16 protein-coding genes are annotated in these 21,719 nt (G+C 65.5%); 4 read left to right on the top strand and 12 right to left on the bottom strand.

The features are described 5' to 3' along the window. Window position 1: 1 nt before the first annotated feature. The 3 genes from EA187_RS08845 to EA187_RS08835 all read right to left on the bottom strand — a co-directional run bounded on the left by EA187_RS08845 (window position 2) and on the right by EA187_RS08835 (window position 3,547). Window positions 2-1,597: an efflux RND transporter periplasmic adaptor subunit gene (locus EA187_RS08845; protein ID WP_127780016.1), complete on the bottom strand. Its 1,596-nt coding sequence runs from the start codon at window positions 1,595-1,597 to the stop codon at window positions 2-4. Continuing rightward, window positions 1,585-2,898 (bottom strand): TolC family protein, encoded by a 1,314-nt coding sequence (locus EA187_RS08840; RefSeq protein ID WP_164856139.1) that lies wholly within the window; start codon window positions 2,896-2,898, stop codon window positions 1,585-1,587. The genes EA187_RS08845 and EA187_RS08840 overlap by 13 nt, the downstream gene beginning before the upstream one ends. Window positions 2,899-3,109: 211 nt before the next feature. Next, window positions 3,110-3,547: a hypothetical protein gene (locus EA187_RS08835; protein WP_127780014.1), complete on the bottom strand. Its 438-nt coding sequence runs from the start codon at window positions 3,545-3,547 to the stop codon at window positions 3,110-3,112. 343 nt (window positions 3,548-3,890) lie between these two features. On the opposite strand from EA187_RS08835, the gene EA187_RS08830 reads away from it, so the two are divergent. After that, window positions 3,891-4,580: a TetR/AcrR family transcriptional regulator gene (locus tag EA187_RS08830; RefSeq protein ID WP_127780013.1), complete on the top strand. Its 690-nt coding sequence runs from the start codon at window positions 3,891-3,893 to the stop codon at window positions 4,578-4,580. 43 nt (window positions 4,581-4,623) lie between these two features. Here EA187_RS08830 and EA187_RS08825 read toward each other — a convergent pair whose 3' ends face one another. Both EA187_RS08825 and lspA read right to left on the bottom strand, forming a co-directional pair. Continuing rightward, entirely contained in the window at window positions 4,624-6,066 is a 1,443-nt protein-coding gene (locus EA187_RS08825) for a cytochrome P450 (RefSeq protein ID WP_127780012.1), read from the bottom strand. A 282-nt stretch (window positions 6,067-6,348) separates the two neighbouring features. Beyond that, on the bottom strand, window positions 6,349-6,912 hold the full coding sequence (gene lspA, locus EA187_RS08820) for a signal peptidase II (RefSeq protein ID WP_164856138.1): 564 nt from the start codon (window positions 6,910-6,912) through the stop codon (window positions 6,349-6,351). Window positions 6,913-7,173: 261 nt separating this feature from the next. Between lspA and EA187_RS08815 the strand changes: the two genes are divergently transcribed. Continuing rightward, window positions 7,174-7,980: a hypothetical protein gene (locus tag EA187_RS08815; protein ID WP_127780010.1), complete on the top strand. Its 807-nt coding sequence runs from the start codon at window positions 7,174-7,176 to the stop codon at window positions 7,978-7,980. A gap of 433 nt (window positions 7,981-8,413) precedes the next feature. On the opposite strand, the gene EA187_RS08810 is transcribed toward EA187_RS08815, so the two are convergent. From EA187_RS08810 to gap, 5 genes are all read right to left on the bottom strand, one after another. Then, complete coding sequence (locus tag EA187_RS08810; RefSeq protein ID WP_127780009.1) at window positions 8,414-12,226, bottom strand: hypothetical protein; 3,813 nt, start codon at window positions 12,224-12,226, stop codon at window positions 8,414-8,416. A gap of 163 nt (window positions 12,227-12,389) precedes the next feature. Next, the gene (locus EA187_RS08805; protein WP_127780008.1) at window positions 12,390-13,130 is read right to left on the bottom strand and encodes a DUF4241 domain-containing protein; all 741 of its coding nucleotides are present in this window, start codon (window positions 13,128-13,130) and stop codon (window positions 12,390-12,392) included. A 186-nt stretch (window positions 13,131-13,316) separates the two neighbouring features. Continuing rightward, window positions 13,317-14,087, bottom strand: a complete 771-nt coding sequence (gene tpiA / locus EA187_RS08800; RefSeq protein ID WP_127780007.1) for a triose-phosphate isomerase — start codon at window positions 14,085-14,087, stop codon at window positions 13,317-13,319. A gap of 398 nt (window positions 14,088-14,485) precedes the next feature. Then, window positions 14,486-15,718 carry a phosphoglycerate kinase gene (locus tag EA187_RS08795; protein WP_115606008.1) on the bottom strand — a complete coding sequence of 411 codons (1,233 nt, stop codon included), beginning with the start codon at window positions 15,716-15,718 and terminating at the stop codon, window positions 14,486-14,488. A gap of 186 nt (window positions 15,719-15,904) precedes the next feature. Continuing rightward, entirely contained in the window at window positions 15,905-16,912 is a 1,008-nt protein-coding gene (gene gap / locus EA187_RS08790) for a type I glyceraldehyde-3-phosphate dehydrogenase (protein WP_115606010.1), read from the bottom strand. Window positions 16,913-17,323: 411 nt separating this feature from the next. Between gap and EA187_RS08785 the strand changes: the two genes are divergently transcribed. Then, a complete protein-coding gene (locus EA187_RS08785; RefSeq protein WP_127780006.1) occupies window positions 17,324-17,980 on the top strand; it encodes a hypothetical protein in 657 nt (218 codons plus the stop codon). 46 nt (window positions 17,981-18,026) lie between these two features. Here the strand turns inward: EA187_RS08785 and EA187_RS08780 are convergent, their stop codons facing one another. Beyond that, window positions 18,027-18,860 (bottom strand): M90 family metallopeptidase, encoded by an 834-nt coding sequence (locus EA187_RS08780; RefSeq protein ID WP_164856137.1) that lies wholly within the window; start codon window positions 18,858-18,860, stop codon window positions 18,027-18,029. A gap of 233 nt (window positions 18,861-19,093) precedes the next feature. Between EA187_RS08780 and EA187_RS08775 the strand changes: the two genes are divergently transcribed. Further along, entirely contained in the window at window positions 19,094-20,446 is a 1,353-nt protein-coding gene (locus tag EA187_RS08775; RefSeq protein ID WP_127780004.1) for a hypothetical protein, read from the top strand. 94 nt (window positions 20,447-20,540) lie between these two features. On the opposite strand, the gene speB is transcribed toward EA187_RS08775, so the two are convergent. Next, on the bottom strand, window positions 20,541-21,434 hold the full coding sequence (gene speB, locus EA187_RS08770; RefSeq protein WP_164856136.1) for an agmatinase: 894 nt from the start codon (window positions 21,432-21,434) through the stop codon (window positions 20,541-20,543). Window positions 21,435-21,719 lie beyond the last annotated feature (285 nt).

Genomic DNA, 21,719 nt, shown 5'->3' with positions numbered 1-21,719 from the left:
TTTAGTGGGTGCAGCCCACGCCGATATCGTCGGCGCGAAGCTCGGTGAGAAGCACGAAGGCGCCGGTGGTGATCACCGGCTCATCGGGGCTCAGTTCGCCGCTGACCCAGAGGGTGTCGCGCTCCGAGGCCACGATCTCGACCCGGCGAGTCTGGTAGACGCCCTGACGCTCGCGGACAAAGACGATGCGATGGTCGTTGAAGCGTTGCACCGCCTCGCGCGGGATGCGCATGGCGCGGGTGGGCTGACCGGTCTCGATGGTGGCGCTGGCGAGTTGGCCGTCGCGCAGGGGAAGATCCGCGGGGTTGAGCTCCAGGCGTACGCGCAGGTTGCCGGTGGTCGGGTCCACCTGGCTGTCGATCTGGGCGATCTGGCCTGTGACCTCCACCTCGGGTGCCTGCTCGGGGCTTAGCCGCACGCGCTGGCCGAGCGCCAGCGCTCGGCTCTGCGAGGCGGGCACATAGACCTCGGCCCACATGGCGCTGCGGTCGGCGATCGTCATCAGCGCCATCTCGGCCGAGGCGTAGCTGCCGGCGATGACGTTGCGCGCGATGACCTCACCGTCGATGGGAGAGCGCAGGGTGAGTTGGCCGCGGGCGTCCACCGAGCCGCTCAGGCGCAGAGCGGCCTGGGCGGTGCGCACCCGCGCGCGGGCGCGCTCGGCCTCGCTCATGGCAAGCTCCACGTCGCGTTGGCCGTTGATGCCCTGCTCACGCAGGGACTGCTGGCGCTCCAGATGCGACTCGGCGGTGCGCAGGGCCTGGCGGGCGGCCAGAAGCTCGGCCTGCTGGTCGCTGGCCTGGGCGCTTTCTACCTTGATGAGCGCCTGGCCGGCCTCCACACGCTCACCGGGCTGCACGAGAATCTCGCGGACGATGCCCGGCTGCAGCGTACGCACTTCGGCCACACGGTCGGCGTTAAACGTGAAGCGCGCCGGGGCGCTCAGGCCCTCGCCGCGCCCTTCGGCGCGAGCCGGGGCGGTGATAAGGCCGGCCAGGTCTTCGTGGTCGGCGGTGTGCAAGACCACGCCGGCGGTGGGAGGGGCGACCGGGTTGCAGTAGGGGCAGGCCGACTCGGGAAAGCCGTGCTCGGCGCACCAGTCGCCCTCGGCCTGAAAGCCCTCGGCGAGTTCCGGGTTGCATTTGGTGCATTTGGACTCGGGGATGTTGTGGCCCGAACACCAGTCGCCGGGAAGGGCGGTGGCCAGATGGGTACCGCTCTGCGCGTCGCTCCCGTGGTCATGGTCGTGATCGTGGTCGTGGCCAGCGTTGGTGCTGGTGCTGCGTGAAGGGGGCGTGACGGGGTTGCACTGCGGGCATGCGGACTCGGGGAATCCATGGGCCTCACACCAGTCACCCGCGGCTTTGAATGTTTCGATGAGCTCCGGGTTGCATTTGGTGCACATGGACTCGGGGATGTCGTGTCCGCCGCACCAGTCGTTGGCGTTGGCGGTGATGGGGTGCGACGCGGCCTCGCCATGATCGTGCGAATCGTGCGCGTTTTCGGCGGATTCGGAAGATGTCGAAGATTTGGAAGGCTCGCAGCCGCTTACGACAACGAGCGTGGCGAGCATGAAGAAAAGAATCAGCGTGCGCATATAACCTCCTCGGCGCCGGGGGCGTCGGGATGATGAAAGTTCAGAAGTTCGAGGGCCTCGGTGGTGGCCGAGAGCAGGTCGGCCAGGAGAGCGGCGCGGGCGTCTTCGGCCTCGGTGAGCTCGCGCTCCAGGGTGAGGATCTCGCTTAAGGGGAGGGCGCCACTCTCGTAGGCGCGAAGGTAGCGCTCGCGCAGGGTGAGGTGGCGGGGCAGAAGCTCCTCTTCCCAGCGGCGGTGGTGTTCGAGCAGGGAGTTGAGCAGCTCGGCTGCGGCCTGCGCGCGTTCCTGCGTGCGGGCGAGTTCGGCCTGCGCCAACGACTCCGCGCGTGTGGCCGCGGCGTTGAGCCCATCGCTGAGCGCGCGGCGTTCGGCGCCAGAGCCAAAGGCAAAGCCCAGTCCCAGGTGGGCGACCAGCGCCTCGCTGCCCTCGCGTGCGGCGCCTACGACCAGGCGCAGTCCGGGCCAGCGCTCGGCCTTTCGGGTACGAGCCTGCGTGCGCAAGGTCTGAGCCCGGGCCTGAAGCTCGGCGGCGCGGGGAGAGGGAGGCTGAGCGTGCAGCAGCGCTTCATAGATACGCTCCAGCTCCGCGACATCGGGGAGCGCAGCGCGGGTCGGATCGCCCGAATCGGCGCGACCTTCAGCGGGCATCTCACGTCCCAGAACGTTGGCCAGTCGGTGGTTCAGGCGCTTGAGTCGGGCGCGCTGGCGGGCCACCTCGGCCGCTTCGCGCTCATACCTTAAGCCGGCCAGCTCGGCCTCCAACGTACCGGACTCTCCCGATTGGGCTCGGGCGGCGGCCACCTCATATAAGCGGCGAGTCAGCTCCAGACGTTGTTCCGACAGGGAGAGCGTGGCGCTGCGGGTGGCGGCCTCCCGGTAGAGGAGCAGCGCGCCTGCGATGGCCTCCAGATCGGCGCGTTCGGCCTGAGCGCGGGCCAGCTCCAGGTTGGCTTCGCCCTCCTCGATGCGTCGGGCCCGGTCGCCCGGACGCCCCAGGGGAAGGCCCACCTCCACGCCCAGATCGGCCTGGGGGCTTGATGCGTCGCCGGGCAAAAAGCGCGGGCCGGCGCTCACGCCAAGCTCCACCCCTTCGCTCAAGACCCGTTCGCCGGCGCGCAGCTCTCCGCGGGCGGCCTCGGTGTCGAGCGACGCGCTATGAAAGGTCGGTGCGGTGCAGCGTGCGTGTTCGATGACCGAGCTCAGTCGGAGCTCGGAGGGGGATTGCGCCCGGGCCGCCTGCGGCCAGGCAGCCGCAGAGGCAAAGAGGGCGCACGCAGCATAAGCCGCGAGTCGTCGTTGCATGATGCTCTCTCCCGGGGTGGTCCGGTCGCCTTTCGCCGCGTGATGACATCTTAAACGATGCCTCACCGGACGCTGGCTGCGCTCCATGGGCTGCTTATCCGAACCCGCGCAAAAGAGGCACGAGCCCTGACAAGCACGCTCAAGCGCGCCCCGAACCACCTGGTTTTCGAAAAGTTTGGACGTTTCGACGTTCGCCAGAAGCGGCGAAAACCTACGCTCGGATGAGCGTACGGGGAGGCTTAAAGAGCCTCATGCTGTGGCCCTCCCCATCGCGGGCGAGGGTGCTCACCCCCTCGATGAGGACGGGTACGCGCTGGAGTCGAAAGCTCCAGGCGGCGTTGCCCACCATATGGCCGCAGCAACCGCAGTAGTCGCAGTCGGCGGCGCATTGCCCGCTCTCCATCTCTCCCGGACAGCAGGCTTCATGTTCGACGTGCTTCGGTCGCCCGATGATGTCGTGATCATCCTCGACGTCCTCGGCGGACCCGACCTCACCCGCGTCCGACGACAGCTGCATCGAAGGCGGCACACACGCGCTCACCTCCGAGGGGGCTGCCACCACCAGCGCGCAGAGAAGGGTCAGGCAGAATGCTGCCATCAACTTCCACGCGATCATCGCGTACGCAGGTTGTGAGGTGGCCTGAATCATCGTCAGTCGCTTCGGTGCGTGGGCGCAAAAAGCACATCCAACTCGTGCGAGCATCATAGGGAGCCGCCCGACGCGGGGCAACCCCGGGTTCGGAACCGCGCCGGGGGCCGTATTATGCCCGTGGTGTCTGGCCGGAGGGTGACCAGCCGCCTGCCGGCGTGCCCCGAAGCCTCGGGCGAAGGGCCTCTGGATGCCCCTCAGTATGCGACACCTTACCCCACGCTCAGGATAGCGCCCCCGGCTGGCCGCGCTCTCTTCCTCAGCTGGCACTTGACCGGTGAGTCAAGCCTGTGTGAACCCTTGAGTTCTACCCTTTGGCCTCCCCACCGCGAGCGTCCCTACCGTGTCCACCCGTCGACTTCCCGCTGCCGAGCGCAAGCAACAGATCTTGATGTGCGCCATTCGCGTCTTTGCCCGCTCGACCTACCACGGTGCCACGACCAAACGCATCGCGGAGGAGGCCGAGGTCACCGAGGCGCTGCTCTACCGCTACTACAGCAGCAAGCGTGAGCTCTTTATCGATGCCATCGATCATACCTCCGGCAAGCTCGCCAGGGGGCTGGAGCGCGCGCTGGCCGAACACTACGAGCATCCGGTGGAGGCCATCGTCAGCTGCATGGAGTTCTATGCTCGCCTTCTGCAGAGCTCGGAGGACCTCGCCAGAATGATCTTTCTGGTGCTCGCGGAGCTCGATGAGCCCGATGTGCGTGCGGTCTATCTGCCCTATCAGGAGCGCGTCGTCGGGCTGCTCACCGAGAATATCACCCGCTGGCAGGACGCCGGGATTGTCGACCCGCGTATCAACGCCTTTGATACGGCGTGGCTCTTCTACGGCACCTACATGATCCTGGCGCTGGCCCGGCAATCCCACGGCCGCGTGCGCGTCAGCCCCCGTCATGCTGTGGGGCTGATGCGTCCCTTTTTGAGCGAGGATGGGGAGCGACGCCTTGATGAGCTCAGCCACACCCGGCCGCAACTCCGCGCGTTGGCCGAGGCCTCCGAGGTGGATGACACCACCGGATCGCCCGCATAATTACGGGCTGATGCGCGACCCGGGGTCAGTGAAGCGCGTCGGATCACCGCGCCACAAGGCGCATCGGAATATCCTTTTTGACGCCCAGCGTGACCGTGACGTTGGGTTTGACCGGGGCATCGCTGGCGCAACGAAGTTTGAAGCGGCTGGCCAGCGTGGCGAGCACCAGCTGGGCCTCCATCATCGCAAAGCTCTTGCCGATGCACTGACGCGGTCCGCCCAGAAAGGGGAAATACGCAAAGCGGGGGCGCTCGGCTTTCGGGTCGCGAAAACGTTCGGGATCAAAGGTCTCGGGCGACTCCCAGAAGTCGGGGTGGCGGTGGGTGACGTAGGGACTGAGGATCACAAAGGTGCCTGCGGGGACCTGATAGCCGCCGATCACGTCGTCTTCAACCGAGGTGCGCGCCAGCATGGGCACCGGCGGATAAAGGCGCATCGACTCTTCAATGACCATGCGCGTCCATGCCAGGCGAGGAAGGTCGGCCAGGGTGGGGAGTCGTCCGCCTTCTAAAACCTCGTCGAGCTCGGCGTGGAGTCGGGCTTCGGCCTCGGGATGCTGCGAGAGCATATAAAAGGTCCACGTCAACGCGGTGGCCGTCGTCTCATACCCGGCCAGAAAGATCGTCATCACCTCATCCCGAAGCTGCGCATCCGACATGCCCTCGCCGCTCTCCTCATCGCGGGCTTCCATGAGCATGGTGAGCAAGTCTTCGGGGTTGTCCTGGCCTTTGCGTCGCCGGGCGATGATGCCTTCGACCACCTCATCGAGTCCGGCGATGGCGCGGTTGACCCGCATATTCGCCGGCGTGGGCACGCTCAGCGGAAAGGACCAGGGCACGCGAATGCGCCGGGTAACCTCTTCGAGCACAAACTGAAGCCGGGCGGAGACCTTCGCGCTGTGGCTGGAGAGCTCGGTGCTCAGAAGGGTGAAGCCGACAATATCGAGGGTGATGCGGGTCATCTCCGCACTTAAGCCCACCACCGGGGCCTGGCCACCCCGGGCGGCGGCCTGACGAGCCTCCCACTCCCGGACGCTCTTTTCGGCGACGTTGACCATCGTCTCGGCAAAGCCGTTGATGCGCTTCTGGTGAAAGGAGGGCTGGGCGATGCGCCTTTGCCGAAGCCAGAAATCCCCCTCGCTGGTCACAAGCCCGTTGCCCAGCAGCTGACGCATCGCGCGGTAGCCCCGGGTGGTTTTTACAAAATTGCGGTTGTTGCGAATCAGCACGTGGTTGAGGTCGTCGGGATGCGCAACGAAGAACCCCTCCCTGTTCAGCAGCCGAAAACGCACCCGATCGCCGTAGCGCGCGCGACTCTCCATGAGCGTTTTGAGCATATCGCGCTTAAAAGCCGGGACGTGGCCCAGAAGCATCGAGCTCGGAGGCTGCGGGGTGGCCTCAAAGGGTCTGGGGGACTCCTCGGTGGCGTCGTCATGGTGGGACGCGTCGGACGAGGGGTCTGGCGAGGCGGTCGGAGGCTGCGTCATGGCAATCTCGCTTGCGGGAAGATGTCTGAGGGAAGGGAAAGTATGCCAGCGCCTTCGTGCCTGCGAAAGATATGTTTTTTACGCGGTGAGTTGGTGGCCATCACGTCGCGGATCGGGACGAGGGGAAGTGCGAGCGTGCTGGCGAGTGGGGATGATGATCCATAAAAAAACGCCCCGGAATCCGGGGCGTTTTTTTGATCAGGTTTTTTGATCAGGTTTTTTGATCAGGTTTTTTGATCAGGTTCTTCCATCAGGAAGCAAGGTAGCGAGTCGGCAGCATGCTCAGGTCTGCAACGCTCGCTCCGCATCGTCTCTGCTCTCGGGAGGGCCATCCTCCTCGGAGCCTTCGGCCTTGTCGGGGGCCCAGGTGTCGCGGGAGACGAGCATCATGGCTGCGCCCAGCATGATCCAGACGTCGGCCACGTTGAAGATTCCGGTGCGCAGGGTGCCGATGCCCAGGTTGAGAAAATCGGTGACGCCGCCCTCAAAGAGCACGCGGTCGATCACGTTACCGATGCCCCCGCCGATGACCAGGCCGGCGGCCACCACCGAGAATCTTGAGAGGCCCGGGGTGCGCATGATCCACACCAGGAAGGCGATGAGCGCCAGGCTGACCACGCCCACAAAGATGGCGGTGCGCAGGCCAGCGGGCATCTCGGAGCCCATGCCCAGAAAGGCGCCGTGGTTCTCGATGAGCACCAGGCGAAAAGTGTCGCCCAGGTAGGAGAGGCGTCCGACGCCCTCAAGATGCTCGCGGGCCACGATTTTGGTGACCTGATCGCAGCCCACGCTCGTGGAGAGGACGAGCGCGAGGAGCGCGGCGTTGCTGATTCGTAGTTTTTTCATCGGTGGCTTCCAGCTCGTTAACGGGAGTGGGCACATTACTCGCCATGCGCCTGATCTATTCCCGGCCAGGGCGCCTTCTCACCGATAGCACTTGCGCGGCTTGAACCCAAAGGCCCAACGCTTTAAAGTCGCCGCATTCGTAAAAAGCACCATCTGAGAACGTCCCCGCCGTCCATGGCTGTAGGGGGGACTCCACGTCGATTTTCGGCGCGTCGCTTGTTGTCTGTTCCCGACGCTCCGACCCGAACACGGAGCTGCACCATGCAGGAGACCAAATTCGATCAGGTCATGCTCGCCAGGCTTGTTCGTGCCCGCGATGCCATCGCCCCCCTGAACTTCAACCATCCGGTGGCCCAGGCCAGCAAGGAGCTCTGCCTGGATCTTATCGAGGAGGCGCATGTGAGCTTCATCGAGCGGGTGGATGAGGCGCTGGAGGAGGGCGGGCAGGCCGCCCGGGCCGCCGCGGAGCTCAACCGCGCCGAGGTGATCGCCGAGGCCAGCTACATGAGCCTTTTTGATATGTGCCAGGCCCGCTACTACAGCCTCAAAAGCAGCGCTTCGCCGCGGCTGGTCGAGTTCACCGAGGCCATGGAGAGCGCCTTTGGCGGGGTGACCCCGGGGCGTTTTGTGGGCCTGGGGCTCGACGCGGCCAGCGCGCGCCTGCGTCGCGTTGTGGAGTTCTGCACCCGGGAGTTCGTGCACGATCCGCGCGTCGACGCCGCGCGCCAGGCGCTGGGCACACTCCTGACCTGCCGGGCGATCGCCGACGCCGAGCAGGCCGAGTCCACCACTACCATGAGTGAGCTGCAGGCCGCCCGCACCGAGGTCCGCCGAGCCTACGGCTCGGCGCGCCATTTGCTGGAGGCCTCCCTGCGCCTGGTCGGCCTGGAGGACGATCTCAACCAGCTCCTGGCGCCCCTCTACACCATCTACCGCCCCCAGCGGAAGTCTGCCGGCGTCACCATCACCATCGACCCCGACGAGCCCCACGCGCCCGGCACAGGCCTCGGTGAAGAGGTGCGCGATGAGGTGCGCGATGAGGTGCGCGATGAGGTGCCGGCGAGTTAAATCGCGGCGTGATTCGACGCGCTAAACGCTTAAACGCTCAAAAAAGAAACCGCGCGGCTCAGGCCGCGCGGTTTTTTTCGTTCCGGGGTTTGGGCTCAGCATGTCCGGTTGAAAGGGGCCGGGGAGGTCCTTCGATGAAACGAACACCCCTTGAAGCCCTTCATTCGGCCTTCGTCACGTCGACGAAGGGCCAAAACTACCCATAAGGGGGTATTCGTAGCGTCGACGAAGGGGGTCTTAAGGGCTTGAGTCGGGGTTCGTCACGTCGACGAAGGGTCAAAACTACCCATAAGGGGGTATTCGTAGCGTCGACGAAGGGGGTCTTAAGGGCTTGAGTCGGGGTTCGTCACGTCGACGAACCCCCTCTGAGGGGCTTGAGTCGGGGTTCGTCACGTCAGGTTGGGAGGGGAGAGAAACGCCCCGCTTAAGAGCATCAGCTGCGGCCGCCGCGTACAAACCATTCGGCGAGTTCGCTCTGGGCGCGGATGCGCAGCTTGGGGGGCTGATCGGGGTGGTAGTTGAGTTCGAGGCCGGGGAGCTGCTCGATCTCGTCGAAGGCCAGCAGGCGGAGCTCGTCGTCGGGGCTGTTCATGGCGTCGACCAGCCAGCGCCAGCGGGGGGTCTCGTGGGCGTCAAACCACCAGCGGCGCCACTCCGAGGGGGAGGGACCCAGGGGCTGCAGGGTGATCTCGCGCAGGGCGCGGTGGATGGTCAGCTGCACCCGGCCGCCGTGCTCGGCAAGGGCGTCGACAAGCCCGGGGATGGCCTTGAGATCGCGCAGCTGTCGGATGTTCTCGGCGGCCTGCTCCACGCGGAACTCTTCGTTCTTCTGGGAGAGCTCGTGGCGAAGAGGGGCCAGCACCAGGGCTTCGAAATCGCCGTGGTCGCGGTAGCCCTTCAGGATGGATCGGGCGAGCTGGCGGGTCTGCTGATCGCGGTCAAAGAGGCGTCCGAGCAGCTCGTGAAGGAGGCCCTCCGCCGGCAGCTCGGTGAGCAGGAAGGTGGCGTAGAAGCGCAGCTCCAGGCTGGGGTTATCGATGAAGCGGCGCACCACGTTGAGCGAGGGTCGGCCCATGCGCACCAGGGCGTCGAGCACCGGGCCGTGCTCGCGCACCGGCGGCAGCGTTCGGGCCGTGTACTGGTAGCGGTCGATGAAAATGCGCCCGGGGAAGAGCCCTTCGAGGCTGGCGATGACGCCCGTGTCGGCGCCGGCGGTGGCGACGTGCTCGGCGGCGGCGAAGGCCAGATCGTGGTCGCGGGCGTCGAGCATCTCCAGGCTTTCGCTTAAATCGACGGCGACCGGGCCGGAGTCCAGGATCTCTTCAAGCGCCTCGAACGGGACGGAGCGGGGGGTGGACGGCGCGTCGCTCTCCATATGCTCCATCAACTCGCCAAAGCCGCGGGTGCGGCGCGTCGGATTGATCTGCATGGTGGCGCGGGAGGATGAGCCGCCGGTCTCGGCGTTGCTCTCGGAGCGGGGGCCCTGCTCAAGCTCGTCGAGCCAGCGATCGGCGCGGGGCTCGGAGGGTTCCTCACGCACCGGCTCGCTGATCTCACTGATCGCGTTGGCGCTCACCTGCACATAACGCACCTCGCCGACGCCCATAAAGGTATGGCCGGTGGCGGAGGCGCCGAGCTCGGTGAATTCGGGCTCCTCGTGAGGGGGGGCGTGCGGGGCGTCGTCCTGGCGATCGCGGCGACGCGGTCGGCGGAAGATCTGGGCGCGCGGGACGCCGGAGGCGTCGGTGGGAATGTTGAGCCCGAGGGTCGCGCTGCGGATGCCCCGGCCGGTGTGGCTGTTCTCGGAGTCGGACGCCGGCGCCTCGATCGGAGCGCCTTTGATGGGGTGCAACTCGGCGGTGGTGGCCAGCGGCGCGGGCTGGATGGCGTCGCGCTCCCCGGCCTCGTCGAAGGGGGCCGGGGCATCGGCGAGCTTCCCGTCGAGGGACTTCTTGTCGGCGGGCTCCGCGTTGGCAGGCTCCTCGTCGACAGGAGTCAGCAGGGCGGCTTGAGGCTCGCTGGCCTTGCGTTCCTTCTCGGCGAGCATCGGGGCGACAGCGCTTTCGGAGACGACGTTGAGGATGTCGCTCCAGCCTTTATCGACGTCGTCGACGCCTTCGCCTTTGCCTTCGTGACGAGCCTGGCGCTCGTCGGCGTCGGCGACCATGACCTCGGAGATGCTCGACGATCTGGCCGAGCTCAGAGCGGGGTCGCTGGCCTGGGAGGAGAACTCGTCGGCGGAGAGGGCGGGCATACCAAAGGAGGTCGCGCCTACTGCGGAGGCGGGGGCCGGGGTGTCGTCGGCGAAGAGGGCGGGCATACCAAAGGAGGTCGCGCCTACTGCGGAGGCGGGGGCCGGGGTGTCGTCGGCGCTCTCAAGGGCGATCGACGATGGGGAGTAGATCTCGGTGTGTGAGGCCCCCATGGAACCCTCGTCGTCCTCGTCGGCGGCAGAGGACACCCCCCCAAAGTGGCGAGGAGCCTCGCCGGCCTCGGAGCTCAACTCGCCAGAGAAGGCCGCCGGCGAGAAGTCCGCGGTGATCTCAAGCGGATCGTTCGGGGCTTCTGATACCTCGGAGGGATCGGGGAAGAGGGGCAGCTCGACCAGCTCGTCGGTGAGGGGCGCCTCGTAGGAATCGGAGAGCGCGGCCGCGATGTCGAGCATCGGCGTGTCGGCCGGATCGGAGAGCTCCGGCGCATCGGATGCGTCAGATACCTCGGAGACTTCGGACACGTCGGAAGCGTCAGATACGTCGGAAGCGTCAGACACCTCGGAGACTTCGGACACGTCGGAAGCGTCAGACACCTCGGAGACTTCGGACACGTCGGAAGCGTCAGAGGTTTTAGATAATTCAGATACCTCGGAGGACTCGCTCGCGTCGGCGGGTTGGGAGGGTTCTGAAGGTGTGATGTCGGCGCGGGGCTCGGAGGCTTCGCTGATGCCAAAGGCCTCGGAGATGGCGCCGATGATTTCGGGTTCGGGGACCTGGCTGCGGATGTCGGGAAACTCCGCCGCTTCGGAGGGTTCCTCGGAGGCGTGGCTGATGTCGATGATTTCCCAGCGGTGGCGGCCGCGCTGGCGGCTGGCGATGGTCGTCTCGATCAGAGAGTCTTCAAAGCCCAGGCCGAGCTGGTGGCGGGGTACGGGCAGCGGGGGGATACGCTCGGCCGGAGGCGGGAGCGTGCCGGCTTTGGCGCGGCGGATCAGCTCTTCGAGCTGGCGACCGACGAGCGCGGCGGCGTCGACGAGCTCATCGAGCGCGAAGGTCTCTGAGACTTCATCGAGGCGGACGGCGGCGCGGGGGTCGGTCGGAGCGCCGAGGAGCGCCATGGCGGCGCGCCCGCCGATGCGCACCGGGATCATCGCCAGAAGAGGGGGCGCCTCGACCTCCAGTGCTTCAAAGAGGGGGGCAAGGCCCAGCTCGGCGGCATTGCCGATGATGAGCGCCTCGCGGTCCTGGCGAGCAAGGTCGAGGGTGGTGGTGGCTTTGCGTTCTCGCAGCGCGTCGACCCGCTCGAAGTTCTGGTCGAGCGCCGTCCAGTCTTCCTGAAAATAGGGCTGCACCCCGCTCTTGCCGAGGACCACGATGAGGCGGCGAGTGAGGCGTCCGGCGGCCAGCCCCAGGAGGGCTTTGAGGAGGGTGTCGCGGTCGAAGCAGTGTTCAAAGAAGGCCCGGCGCTCGGTCTCCTCCCAGGTGTTGACCTGGAGGCTGGCGGAGCTTTTGAGGCGTTCGTAAAGCTCGGGCTGCTCGCCGGCGGTGGCGTAACCCATGGTCACCGGATGCTCGCGCAGATAGGCGGTGGCAAAGTCGGGGAGCTCGTCGCCCACAAAGAAGTGGCGGGCCTGAAGGTAACGCAGCTGCGGCCAGATGTACTGACGCAGTGGCAGGCCCAGGGCTTCTTCGAGGATCTGGCGGGCCATGGCGTTGAGGGGCTCGACCACCAGGACATCGACGCGCTCGCCAGCGCGTCGGCGCACCGGAAGGACCTGGTAGTGGCGAATGGCCTCGGGGCCGAGCGTGCTCAAGAGCTCGCGTTCGATGAAGAGCCCGTCGGCATAGCCGGCCGGGGGGAGATCGAAGGCGAGCGAGAGGGCTTCGAGAAGGTCGTCTTCATCGAGGGCGGCGCGCGTTAGAAGGGCGCTCGAAGCGTGCGTTTTAAATGTCGCACGCAGGGTGTCTCGGAGCTCGGACTCAACCTTGCCATCGTCGACCAGCCGGTCGATCACCTTGTCCTGGTGTCCCAAATTCAACCCCTTGATTGCGCCCGCGCGAGCCGAGCGTCCAGCGCCGTGCCATTCATGGCAGTCATCCTATGTGGGCTTGCCGAGGGGGGCAAGCAGGGCAAGCACCCCAAAAGGGGCGTAAGCGCCCTGGTGGAGTCCGCTTAAAGGGTGGGTTTCCGTGCGCCTACTCGAACTCGTCGAGGGAGGTTGCCGCGGGCAGCGGAAAGGAGGGGAAGCGCAGGTCGAGGACTTGAAAGTCGGTCACGACGCTGATGACCTGCCCCTCATCGCCCAGGCCCACGTAGGTGGGGTAGTGACCGGGGCCAAAGCCGGCATCGAAGGCGATGAGGTTGAGGCCTTCGGGCATCGGGAGCTTGAGATCGCGGCGCAGGTCCAGGGTGCCGTAGCCTGCGCCGGAGCGGCGGCGCTTGCGCAGGCGTGCGAGCAGGAGACGCTCAAAGTCGTTGTCTTCGGGCATCACGATCTGGTGGTAGTCGATCAGCGCGCCGGCGGTGGTGGCGTCCATAAAAGCGCCCAGCGAGGAGTCGACCGGGTAGCCCGGATCTTCATCGAGGGTATCGAGCAGGGAGGGGCGGGGGGCGTCGGGTTGGTCGGAGTTGGCCGCCGGCAGGCTCATCTCGGCTGGCTCCCAGCGTCGCACCGGGCCCTCGCCGACGCGCACCACGGCGTAGGCGTTGCGGCGCTCGTCGCGCAGCTCCGCCACCAGAAGGTGCACCGGATACTGCCCCGGCTCCAGGTTCAGCGCGAAGGGCTCGGTATCCAGGGCGTGCAGCGGGTCGCAGGCGATGAGCTGGCCGGAGGGGAGGTTGATCGTGCCCACCGAGCGGCGATGCACGACGATGTCGAAGCCCAGCCCATCGATGATGGTGCCGTCTTCGAAGTCGCGAAAGGCGTGAAAGCGCATGGGTTTGCCATGGGTAGAAGGACGCACCGAAGTCGAGAAGGCGCGCCGCTCCCGGACCTGAGGAAGCCTGGTCCGGGATGCCTGATTCAAACGACTCGCGGAGGGGCGAATATTTCGACCACAGACGGCTTGAAAGTCCCGAGAAGACGGCCCCTGAGAGGGCGTCTGTCAGGGCGATGCGCGGGTTCAGCCGGCGGGGGCCTGCTGGACGGCGATCTGGCAGAGCTCCAGAAAACTCTCCGCCTTGAGGCTCGCGCCACCGACGAGTCCGCCGTCGATGTCGGGCTGGGAGAGGAGCTCGGCAAAGTTGGACGGTTTAACGCTGCCGCCGTAGAGGATGGGCATGGTCTGGGCGGTCTCGCGATCGAAACGCGCCTGGAGCACCTCACGCAAGAAGGCGTGGACCTCCTGGGCCTGCTGTGGCGAGGCGGTCTTGCCGGTGCCGATGGCCCAGATGGGCTCGTAGGCCAGGATGACGCGGCGCGCCTCGTCGGCGCTGAGTCCGGCGAGTGCGGCGCGAACCTGGAACTCGACCTTGTCGCGGGTGCGGCCGGCCTCGCGCTCCTCAAGCGACTCGCCGAAACAGACGATGGGGTGGAGGCCCTGAGCGAGAAGCGCGCGGGTCTTGCGATTGACGCCTTCGTCGTCTTCGCCGAAGTACTGGCGGCGCTCGCTGTGGCCCAGGATGGCATAGCGCACGCCGAGCTCGCGCAGCATCGGGGCGGCCAGCTCGCCAGTGTAGGCGCCGGACTCGGCCCAGTGGGCGTTCTGGCTGGCCATCAGGACGGGGGAGGAGGCCAGGGCCTCACCCAGTGCGGAGATGTGCAGGGCGACCGGGGCGACGATGGCGGTCACCCCCCGGGTGGGAGCTCCCTCGGCGATGGCGCGGCCCAGGGTGAGGGCGTCGGCCTGAGTGAGGTTCATCTTCCAGTTTCCAGCGACGATGGGCGTACGCATGGGGAGCTCCGGGTGGTGGGCCGCCGCGCGCCCGGAGTGGGGAGCGGCGGGAGGGTTGAGGTCAGTCAGCGCGCCGGCGTTTCGAGTTACCCGGGGGGGGCGCCCCGGAGGCTCGCGTTAGTGCCGGTTCCTCGCGGGGTGATGTCGGGCCTTTGCAAGGGTGCGCAGACGTACTGGCGAGGTGACATCGATACTCTCGCACGGGGCGATCGCTCGCTTCAAGAGGATGCTTCCACCCCGATCCTGGTGAGTTCCGAGAAAAGATGGTCCCGATCGAAGTTCGGTCGAGTATGAAGGCTGGCGATGGCGTCTAAGGTGTTGAAATGATTTGACTCTTGCCCGCGTGATCGGAGGTGATCACGCGGGCAACCTTTTGAGACGCCCTCGTGCGGCGACGCTTAATCGATGGGGTAGTTCGCCCGCAGGGCGTCGATACCCGGGAGGGATTTGCCCTCAAGCAGCTCCAGGCTGGCGCCGCCGCCGGTGGAGATATGGTCGATGGACCCGGCCAGGCCTGCCTTCTCGATCGCCGCCAGCGAGTCTCCGCCACCGACCACGGTGTAGCCCTCGGCCTGAGCCATGGCGCGGGCCACAGCGAAGGTGCCCTCGGCAAAGGCGGGCTTCTCAAAGACACCCATCGGGCCGTTCCAGAAGATGGTGGAGGCGCGGGCGATGGCGCGGCCGTACTCCTCGGCGGTGCGCGGGCCGATATCCAGGCCCATCGTGCCGCCGGGCACCACGCTAGTGTCGGTCACCGTCGCCTGGGTGGCCTCGAAGTTCGGAGCGACGCGGTGGTCGACCGGCAGGCGCAGCTTCACGCCCTGGGCTTTGGCGCGGTTGACGATCGAGGTGGCCTGGTTGATGAAGTCGCGCTCGACCAGCGACTCGCCCACGCCGATGCCCTGAGCGGCCAGGAAGGTGTAGGCCATCGCCCCGCCGATGAGGATCTCGTCGACTTTGTCGAGCAAGCTCATCAACACGCCGAGCTTATCGCTGACCTTGGCCCCGCCGACCACCGCGACAAAGGGTTTTTCGGGGCGCTGGAGCAGTCGGCCGAGTCCCTGCAACTCCGCACGCATCAAGAGGCCTGCGGCCTTATGGTTGCGGTCGAAGTATTTGTTGATCGTGTACACCGAGGCGTGTGCGCGATGCGCCGCGCCGAAGGCGTCGTTGACGTAGAAGTCGGCGAGCTCGGCGAGCTCTTTGGCGAACGCGTCGTCGCCGGCCTCTTCGCCGGGTTCAAATCGCAGGTTTTCAAGCAGCATCACCTGATGGCGAGGCTTCAAGTCAGCGATGATCTCGGCGACATCCGGGCCGACCACCGCCTCGGGGAAGACCACCTCGACGTCGTAGAGCAGGGTGTCGGTGTCGAGGAGTTGAGCCAGGCGCGCAGCCACCGGCTCCATCGTGTAAGTGGGGTTGACCTTGCCTTTGGGGCGGCCCAGGTGGCTGCATAGAATCACCTTCGCGCCGGCCTCCAGGCAGTGCACGATCGTGGGCAGCGCGGCGCGAATGCGCGTGTCATCGGCGACCTCCCCCTCGTGGAGCGGGGTGTTAAAATCGACGCGAATCAGCACGCGTTTTTCGTTGAGATCGAGCTCGTCGACGAATTTAATGCCGGTGGTGTCCATCAGGCTTTTGGGCTCCGCAGCGTCGGGCGCAGCAGCGCCCCACGGGTTCAGTCGATCAGGTCAGTGGTCATTTTAATGAGGGAGACGCTCCCGGACTGGAAGCGCCTCCCGCACCAGACCCACCCCCGGAGCGTCGCTGAAACGATGACGCTCGCGGGTGGGTGTTTTACGTTTTAAACCAAGAGCTTACGCGGTCTTTTTGGCGATGAATTTCGCCACATCGACCATGCGGTTGGAGAAGCCCCACTCGTTGTCGTACCAGGAGATGACTTTGATGAAGTCGTCGCCGAGCGCCATCGTGGAGAGGCCATCAACAATCGAGGAGTTGGGGTTGCCGATGTAGTCCGAGGAGACGAGCGGCTCGTCGGAGAAGCCCAGGATGCCTTTGAGCGGGCCTTCGGCCGCCTCGCGCAGCGCCTTGTTGACCGAGTCGACGTCGGCCTTTTTGCCAAGACGCACGGTCAGGTCAATGCAGGAGACGTTGGGGGTGGGCACGCGAATGGCCATGCCATCGAGCTTGCCCTTGAGCTGGGGGAGGACCTTGGTCACGGCGATGGCCGCGCCGGTGGTGGTGGGGATCATGTTGACGGCCGCCGCACGCGCCCGACGGAGGTCGGAGGGGTGAGGGGTGTCCAGGATCACCTGGTCGTTGGTGTAGGAGTGCACAGTGGTCATCAGACCAAGCTCAATGCCGAAGACTTCGTCGAGGACTTTGGCCACCGGAGCCAGGCAGTTGGTGGTGCAGCTGGCCACGTCCACGATCTTCATGTCGGGGTTGAAGTCGTCGTTGTTCACGCCCATGCAGAGCGAGAGGTCAACGCCTTTGCCCGGTGCCGAGATCAGCACGCGTTTGGCGCCGGCATCCAGATGCTTGGCAGCCTGCTCGCGCTTGCGGAAGACGCCGGTGCTCTCAATGACCATATCGACGCCGAGCTCACCCCAGGGAAGCTCCGCCGGATCGCGCAGCGAGGTGACCTTGAGCAGCTTGCCATCGATGCGGATGCCACCCTCCACGGCTTCCACGGTGCCGGGGTAGGTGCCGTGGACCGAGTCGTATTTGAAGAGCACCGCCAGCTGCTCCGGGCTGGTCAGGTCGTTGACGGCGACCAGCTCGACATCCGGGTCAGCCAGCGCAATGCGCCCCACACAACGTCCAATGCGTCCAAAACCATTAATCGCGATCTTCGTCGTCATCGTATCTCCATCCGGGGTCAGGGGGTCGTTGGTATCAGGCGCCTGGCTGGCGTCTGTGGGTGGTTCTCTAACACTCGCGCGCCCAATGCAAGGCCCGACCCGGGTCGCGACGCAGGGCGCGGGTTGCGTTCGTCTCGGCGCCGGTAGCTTAGGCACCGTCCGGGGTCAAACAAGGCCCGTGCTCTCGGCGGTGCTGAGGCAGGAAGGCCCTTCAATTTAGGAATGCGCATGAGGGCCGGGGCCATTAAAAGGAACGTGCGCCTGTGCCAGAGAGTCGCCCTTGTAAAGTTAGGTTGCGCTCTGGCAGGGGTTGGGCTAGGAGGTGCGCATATTTTCCAGTGTGTGCCGTAACGAGTGCCTTCGACGAGGGGTCGGGCAAACTCGAAAGAGTGTGGCGATATGGAGGTCGCAATGGGGCTGGCAATAGGTGTGGGAGCGCTGGTGCTCTTTGAGCAGGACAATCCGGGGGCGGCGCAGGCGATGCGCGACGATCTGGCATATATCAACACGGTGCTGGAGGCCGAGGGGCTGCCCACACATCAGGAGCCCGAAGCGTTTGAGGGCATCGAGGGGGAGCGCCCGCGCCCGCGCTCCTCGCTGAATTCCTTTCCTTACTCCTGGCTGCATTACCTGCGGCGTTTCGGGGCGCATATTATGCGCGATCCGCGCTGGGTGCCTTATCCGGTGGAGCCCGGCGAAGATCCGGCCGACGACAGGGTGTTGCGCCAGCTTTACCGTCAGCTGCGCTCCCACCTGCTCTGCCACTCGGACAGCGAGGGGTATTATCTGCCGATCGACTTCGATGAGATCTATTTTGATCCGAAGCATAAGATTCGCGGTGGGGCGCTGGGCTCGTCGATTCGACTGCGCGAGGAACTCTTACTTCTGACCGACGCGCTGGAGATCGAGGTCGATGCGGAGGGCAACCTCGATGATGATTACGCCACTGAGCTCGCTGCCCAGCGACCCGCCGGTCAGCCCTTTGCGATCGAGCGGCTGGTGTGGCTTTCGCTCTACGAAGCGGCGCGTCTGAGCATCGCGCATAAAACGGCGATCACCTTTTATTGATGCGGTCTTCGGCGAGCATGGTGGTGCTTTTTGAGGGCGCCGATCGTTAGAGAAAATCCAGGGGGTCGCCGGGTCCAAAGAGGGGTCGGCCAACCTCATCGGGTTCGGCATCGGGATCGTCTTCGTCGGGCTCGTGGGATGTGCAGCTGCACGGGATGATATGCGGTTTGAGGCGGTAGAAACGCCGGAGCTCCTCGTAGAGATCGGGGGCTTCATCGAGGAGCCCATCCGGCAGCTCGAAGAAGGCCTCGGTGGCCACGGCAAAGAACTCCGCTTCATCCTCGGCGCCGTAGAGGTCGAGAAAGGCCTGTTCGGGGTTCTGTCGCAGCGCGTCAAAATAGTGCTGGAAGACGCGGGCCCAGGGTTCATAATCCTCCCCGCGATGCAAAAGCGGGGTGCCGTCAAAATAGCCGCTGGAGACATCGAGCACGTGGGCGAGCTCGTGGAGGATGGGGTTAAAACCGCTGCAGGGGTAAGCCAGGCCTTCCTGGCAGGCCGGCCAACTCAGCACGACGGTGCCAAAGGGATGGGCCTCGCCATGGATCGGGCCGCCGAAGGCATCATCGGGGCGCGTGAAGTCTTCGCCGTACACGACGAATTCGCTGAGGCGCTCAAAGGCATCCAGAGGCAGAGCGCGGGCCATACGCGCGCCCTGGATGGCGATGGTCAGGCGGATGTCATCGTGGAGTTCAAAGCCGCCGGCACCGACCCAGTGTTTTTGTTTCATGAGGATCTTCAGGTGCGATTCCAGGCCCAGGCGCTCCCCGGTGTTGAGCGTTTCGAGAAAGGGCAGCGCGTCGCCCAGGGCCTGCTGCCAGGAGGAGGGCAGCGGCTCTTTGAGCAGGGCGTTGCGTCGAAAGCGTTTGAAGAGGCCGAACATGGTGACTCGGTGGTAGGGAGGGCAGAAAGCGCGTGGTGTCGCGCTTATAACGTGGACGATGGCGCGGTGCGAAGCACTGTGGACCCTCTCAAGGATGGACGCCATCGAAGTGCTCGCCAGCTCCCGGGCTTGATAAGTCGCCACTGGCGAGGCTACCAAAGAGGGCAGTGCAATGATGGATCGTTAAAGTGCGAAAATAGTGCGAGTTTTCGCCAAATCGAAAGGTGCAGGCTGTGAACGTAACGATGATGTTTGGGAAGATCGCCGGAGTGTGCCTGGTCGTGTTTTGCGTGCTCGTCACGGGGGTGGGCCTGGCCACGGCTCAGGAGCAGGAGCCGCTGCGTCTGGGCTACATCAACACCGCCGGTACCAGCGGAGAGCGCTCCTATGAGAGCATCGAAGATGCCCTGGAGGAGAGCACTCAGATTGAGCTCCTCGATGAGGGGGATGTTCTGGCGAGGGCGCAGGCGACGGGGCTGGAGCTTGCGACCTTTCGTCAGAGCGCGCTTCGCGAGGAGAACCGCGCGGCGTTCGCCCGGCTGATGTCGGAGGGCAACATCGAGGGGTTGCTCATTCATGATGTTTTCGGCGGGGGCAATACCCTGCAGGTGGTGGTGCTGGGGCCGCGCGGCGAGGAGTTGGCCGATGTGCGCTACAGCATTCGCCGCGGACGCATCGATCAGGATGGGGTGATGCAGGTGCTGCGGGAGGTCTTCTCGGCGTTGGTGCCCGAGGTGTTGGCCTACCGTGATGAGCAGGCGTTGGAGCGTCAGCGTCAGCTGGAGGAGGAAGAGGCCGCCCGCGCAGCGCAGACCGAGGCGGCGGTCGAGCCGCTCGCTCCGGAGGATGACCCCCGGGCAGCAGCCGTCGCACGGCATCGCCAGCAGTACGGCAACCTCTCGCCGCACCTGAAAGTGCGCGCCGGGCTGATGGTGGGGCAGCGGATGATGCGGCAGAGCAACGCGGAGGCCTTTGAGATCAACCACAACACGCCGCTCTTTGGAGGGGGAGCGCGCGTGGACGCGATGGTGGCGATCTTTGATGGAGGTCGGGCGGCGCTGGAGGTCGGGGGGTATTTCGATTTCGCGCCTTATACCTCGCAGTTTGCCGACGAGGCGCTGCCCGGGCAGTACATGCGGGGGGGCGGGCAGGTGCGTTATGTGCGCGGGCTGGGCCCCTCTTTGAAGGGACGCGGACTTGTGGGGGCGGAGCTTTTGAGTGCGACGCTGGCGCCCAACGCTCTTTATACCGGTCATAGCTACCTGAGCGCCCAGGTCGGGGTGGGGCTGGGCTATGCGTTCGGGGAGCTTGCGGAGCTGAATCTTGCGGCGCTCTTTACGCCGGTGATCAGCGGCACGAACTCCTCCGGAGCCTATGGTGAGGGGAGCTTTGCGCCCAGCGCTTCGGCGCAGGTGGGGCTTGTGGTGCGCAGCTTTGAGCCCTTTTTGATCGGGGTGGATTACACCTACCAGCTGCACCTGCGGGAGTTCCCGGAGCCCGCGATCGTGGATGGACCGGTGAGCAGCCGCGATCAGTTTCATACGGTGTTGATCTCGGCGGGCTACCGCTTTGATTTTGGCGGCTAAGTTTTGGATGCGGCACGAATCAAACGAGGCGCTCACCCGCATGGTGAGCGCCTCGTCGAGGGGTGGCCTTGAAGGCCAGTGAGACGTTTGAGGCTTAAACCTGGGTGGCGATCATGAACTCGCGGATCATCTTGGCGGCCAGCGCCGAGGTGATGCCGGCGTGGTCAAGGGGGGGGCTGGTTTCGACCAGATCGAAGCCGACGAGGTTTTCAAACGTGGGCAGAAAACGCGCGATGGCCAGGGCCTGGTGGCTGCTCAAGCCCCCGGGCTCCGGGGTGCCGGTGCCCGGGGCGTAGGCCGGGTCGACGGCGTCGATGTCGAAGGTGCAATAGACGGGGCGGGCCCCCCAGAGGTCGCGCAGTTTTTCGAGCTCGCTGATGAGCTCGGAGGTCGACTCGGTGAGGATCTGGGGGATGTGCTGGTGGGCGAACTCCGCTTCTTCGGCCGGGCCGCTGCGCACGCCGATCTGCACCAGACGCGGGGGCTGGTCGGTGGGGCTCATGTCCAGCGCATTCCAGCAGAGGCGCAGGGCGGTGGCGTGGCTGAGCTCCTGATCGGCGTAGGTGTGTCGAAGATCGAAGTGGGCATCGACGTGCAGAATCACCGCGTCGGGGAAGTGTCTGGCGATGGCGCGCACGATGCCGGCGCTTACCAGGTGTTCGCCGCCCATGGCCACCGGGCGTTTACCGGCGTTGAGGATATGGTCAACGGCTTCTTCGATGACGTCGAGGCAGGCTGCCGGGTTGCCAAAGGGAAGGTCGAGATCGCCCGCATCAAAGAAGGTGTCTTCGGCCAGGGAGCGGCGCTGCTCGACGGAGTAGTCTTCGAGGTTGTCGGCAAAGTAGCGGATCTCGCGCGGCCCCAGACGAGTACCGGCCCGAAAGCAGCAGGTAAAATCCATGGGGATGCCAAAGAGGATGTTGGAAGCGGCTTCAAAGCTGTGGGCCGAGCCCAGAAACTGTCCGTAGGGTTTGTCGACAAAGGTCATCGCAGGCTCCGGGCGCCGAAGAGAGCGCGTGGTGAGGTGGCGAAAAGGGTCCGGGATGGGGGGAGCGTGTGGAAACGCGGGCGAAAGCGCCGCCGAGCGTGTATCTGAAAAGCGTGTGGGGAGCAATCGCAGCGCGCAGATGAGGCTTGACCTTAACGGGGGAGGATTTAACATCTGGCCATTGTGTATTCACTGTGCTGGCGAGTGACCTGGGAGTCTCGCGGTCGGGTCAACTCTACTCTTCGAGGGTTCGAGGAGGGGAGTCGTATGCGCCGCGTCTTGCTC

Origin of the sequence: Lujinxingia sediminis, assembly GCF_004005565.1 — a bacterium.
Classification (GTDB): Bacteria; Myxococcota_A; Bradymonadia; order Bradymonadales; family Bradymonadaceae; genus Lujinxingia; species Lujinxingia sediminis.
This window is presented reverse-complemented; position numbering and strand designations above follow the sequence as displayed.

What these genes read in the sequence shown, in the direction of transcription:
- gap (WP_115606010.1), bottom strand. Translation starts at nt 16,912, where the DNA reads ATGACGACGAAGATCGCGATTAATGGTTTTGGACGCATTGGACGTTGT.
- EA187_RS08785 (WP_127780006.1), top strand. Translation starts at nt 17,324, where the DNA reads ATGGGGCTGGCAATAGGTGTGGGAGCGCTGGTGCTCTTTGAGCAGGAC.
- tpiA (WP_127780007.1), bottom strand. Translation starts at nt 14,087, where the DNA reads ATGCGTACGCCCATCGTCGCTGGAAACTGGAAGATGAACCTCACTCAG.
- EA187_RS08835 (WP_127780014.1), bottom strand. Translation starts at nt 3,547, where the DNA reads ATGATTCAGGCCACCTCACAACCTGCGTACGCGATGATCGCGTGGAAG.
- EA187_RS08805 (WP_127780008.1), bottom strand. Translation starts at nt 13,130, where the DNA reads ATGCGCTTTCACGCCTTTCGCGACTTCGAAGACGGCACCATCATCGAT.
- EA187_RS08795 (WP_115606008.1), bottom strand. Translation starts at nt 15,718, where the DNA reads ATGGACACCACCGGCATTAAATTCGTCGACGAGCTCGATCTCAACGAA.
- EA187_RS08840 (WP_164856139.1), bottom strand. Translation starts at nt 2,898, where the DNA reads ATGCAACGACGACTCGCGGCTTATGCTGCGTGCGCCCTCTTTGCCTCT.
- lspA (WP_164856138.1), bottom strand. Translation starts at nt 6,912, where the DNA reads ATGAAAAAACTACGAATCAGCAACGCCGCGCTCCTCGCGCTCGTCCTC.
- EA187_RS08815 (WP_127780010.1), top strand. Translation starts at nt 7,174, where the DNA reads ATGCAGGAGACCAAATTCGATCAGGTCATGCTCGCCAGGCTTGTTCGT.
- EA187_RS08845 (WP_127780016.1), bottom strand. Translation starts at nt 1,597, where the DNA reads ATGCGCACGCTGATTCTTTTCTTCATGCTCGCCACGCTCGTTGTCGTA.
- EA187_RS08780 (WP_164856137.1), bottom strand. Translation starts at nt 18,860, where the DNA reads ATGTTCGGCCTCTTCAAACGCTTTCGACGCAACGCCCTGCTCAAAGAG.
- EA187_RS08825 (WP_127780012.1), bottom strand. Translation starts at nt 6,066, where the DNA reads ATGACGCAGCCTCCGACCGCCTCGCCAGACCCCTCGTCCGACGCGTCC.
- speB (WP_164856136.1), bottom strand. Translation starts at nt 21,434, where the DNA reads ATGACCTTTGTCGACAAACCCTACGGACAGTTTCTGGGCTCGGCCCAC.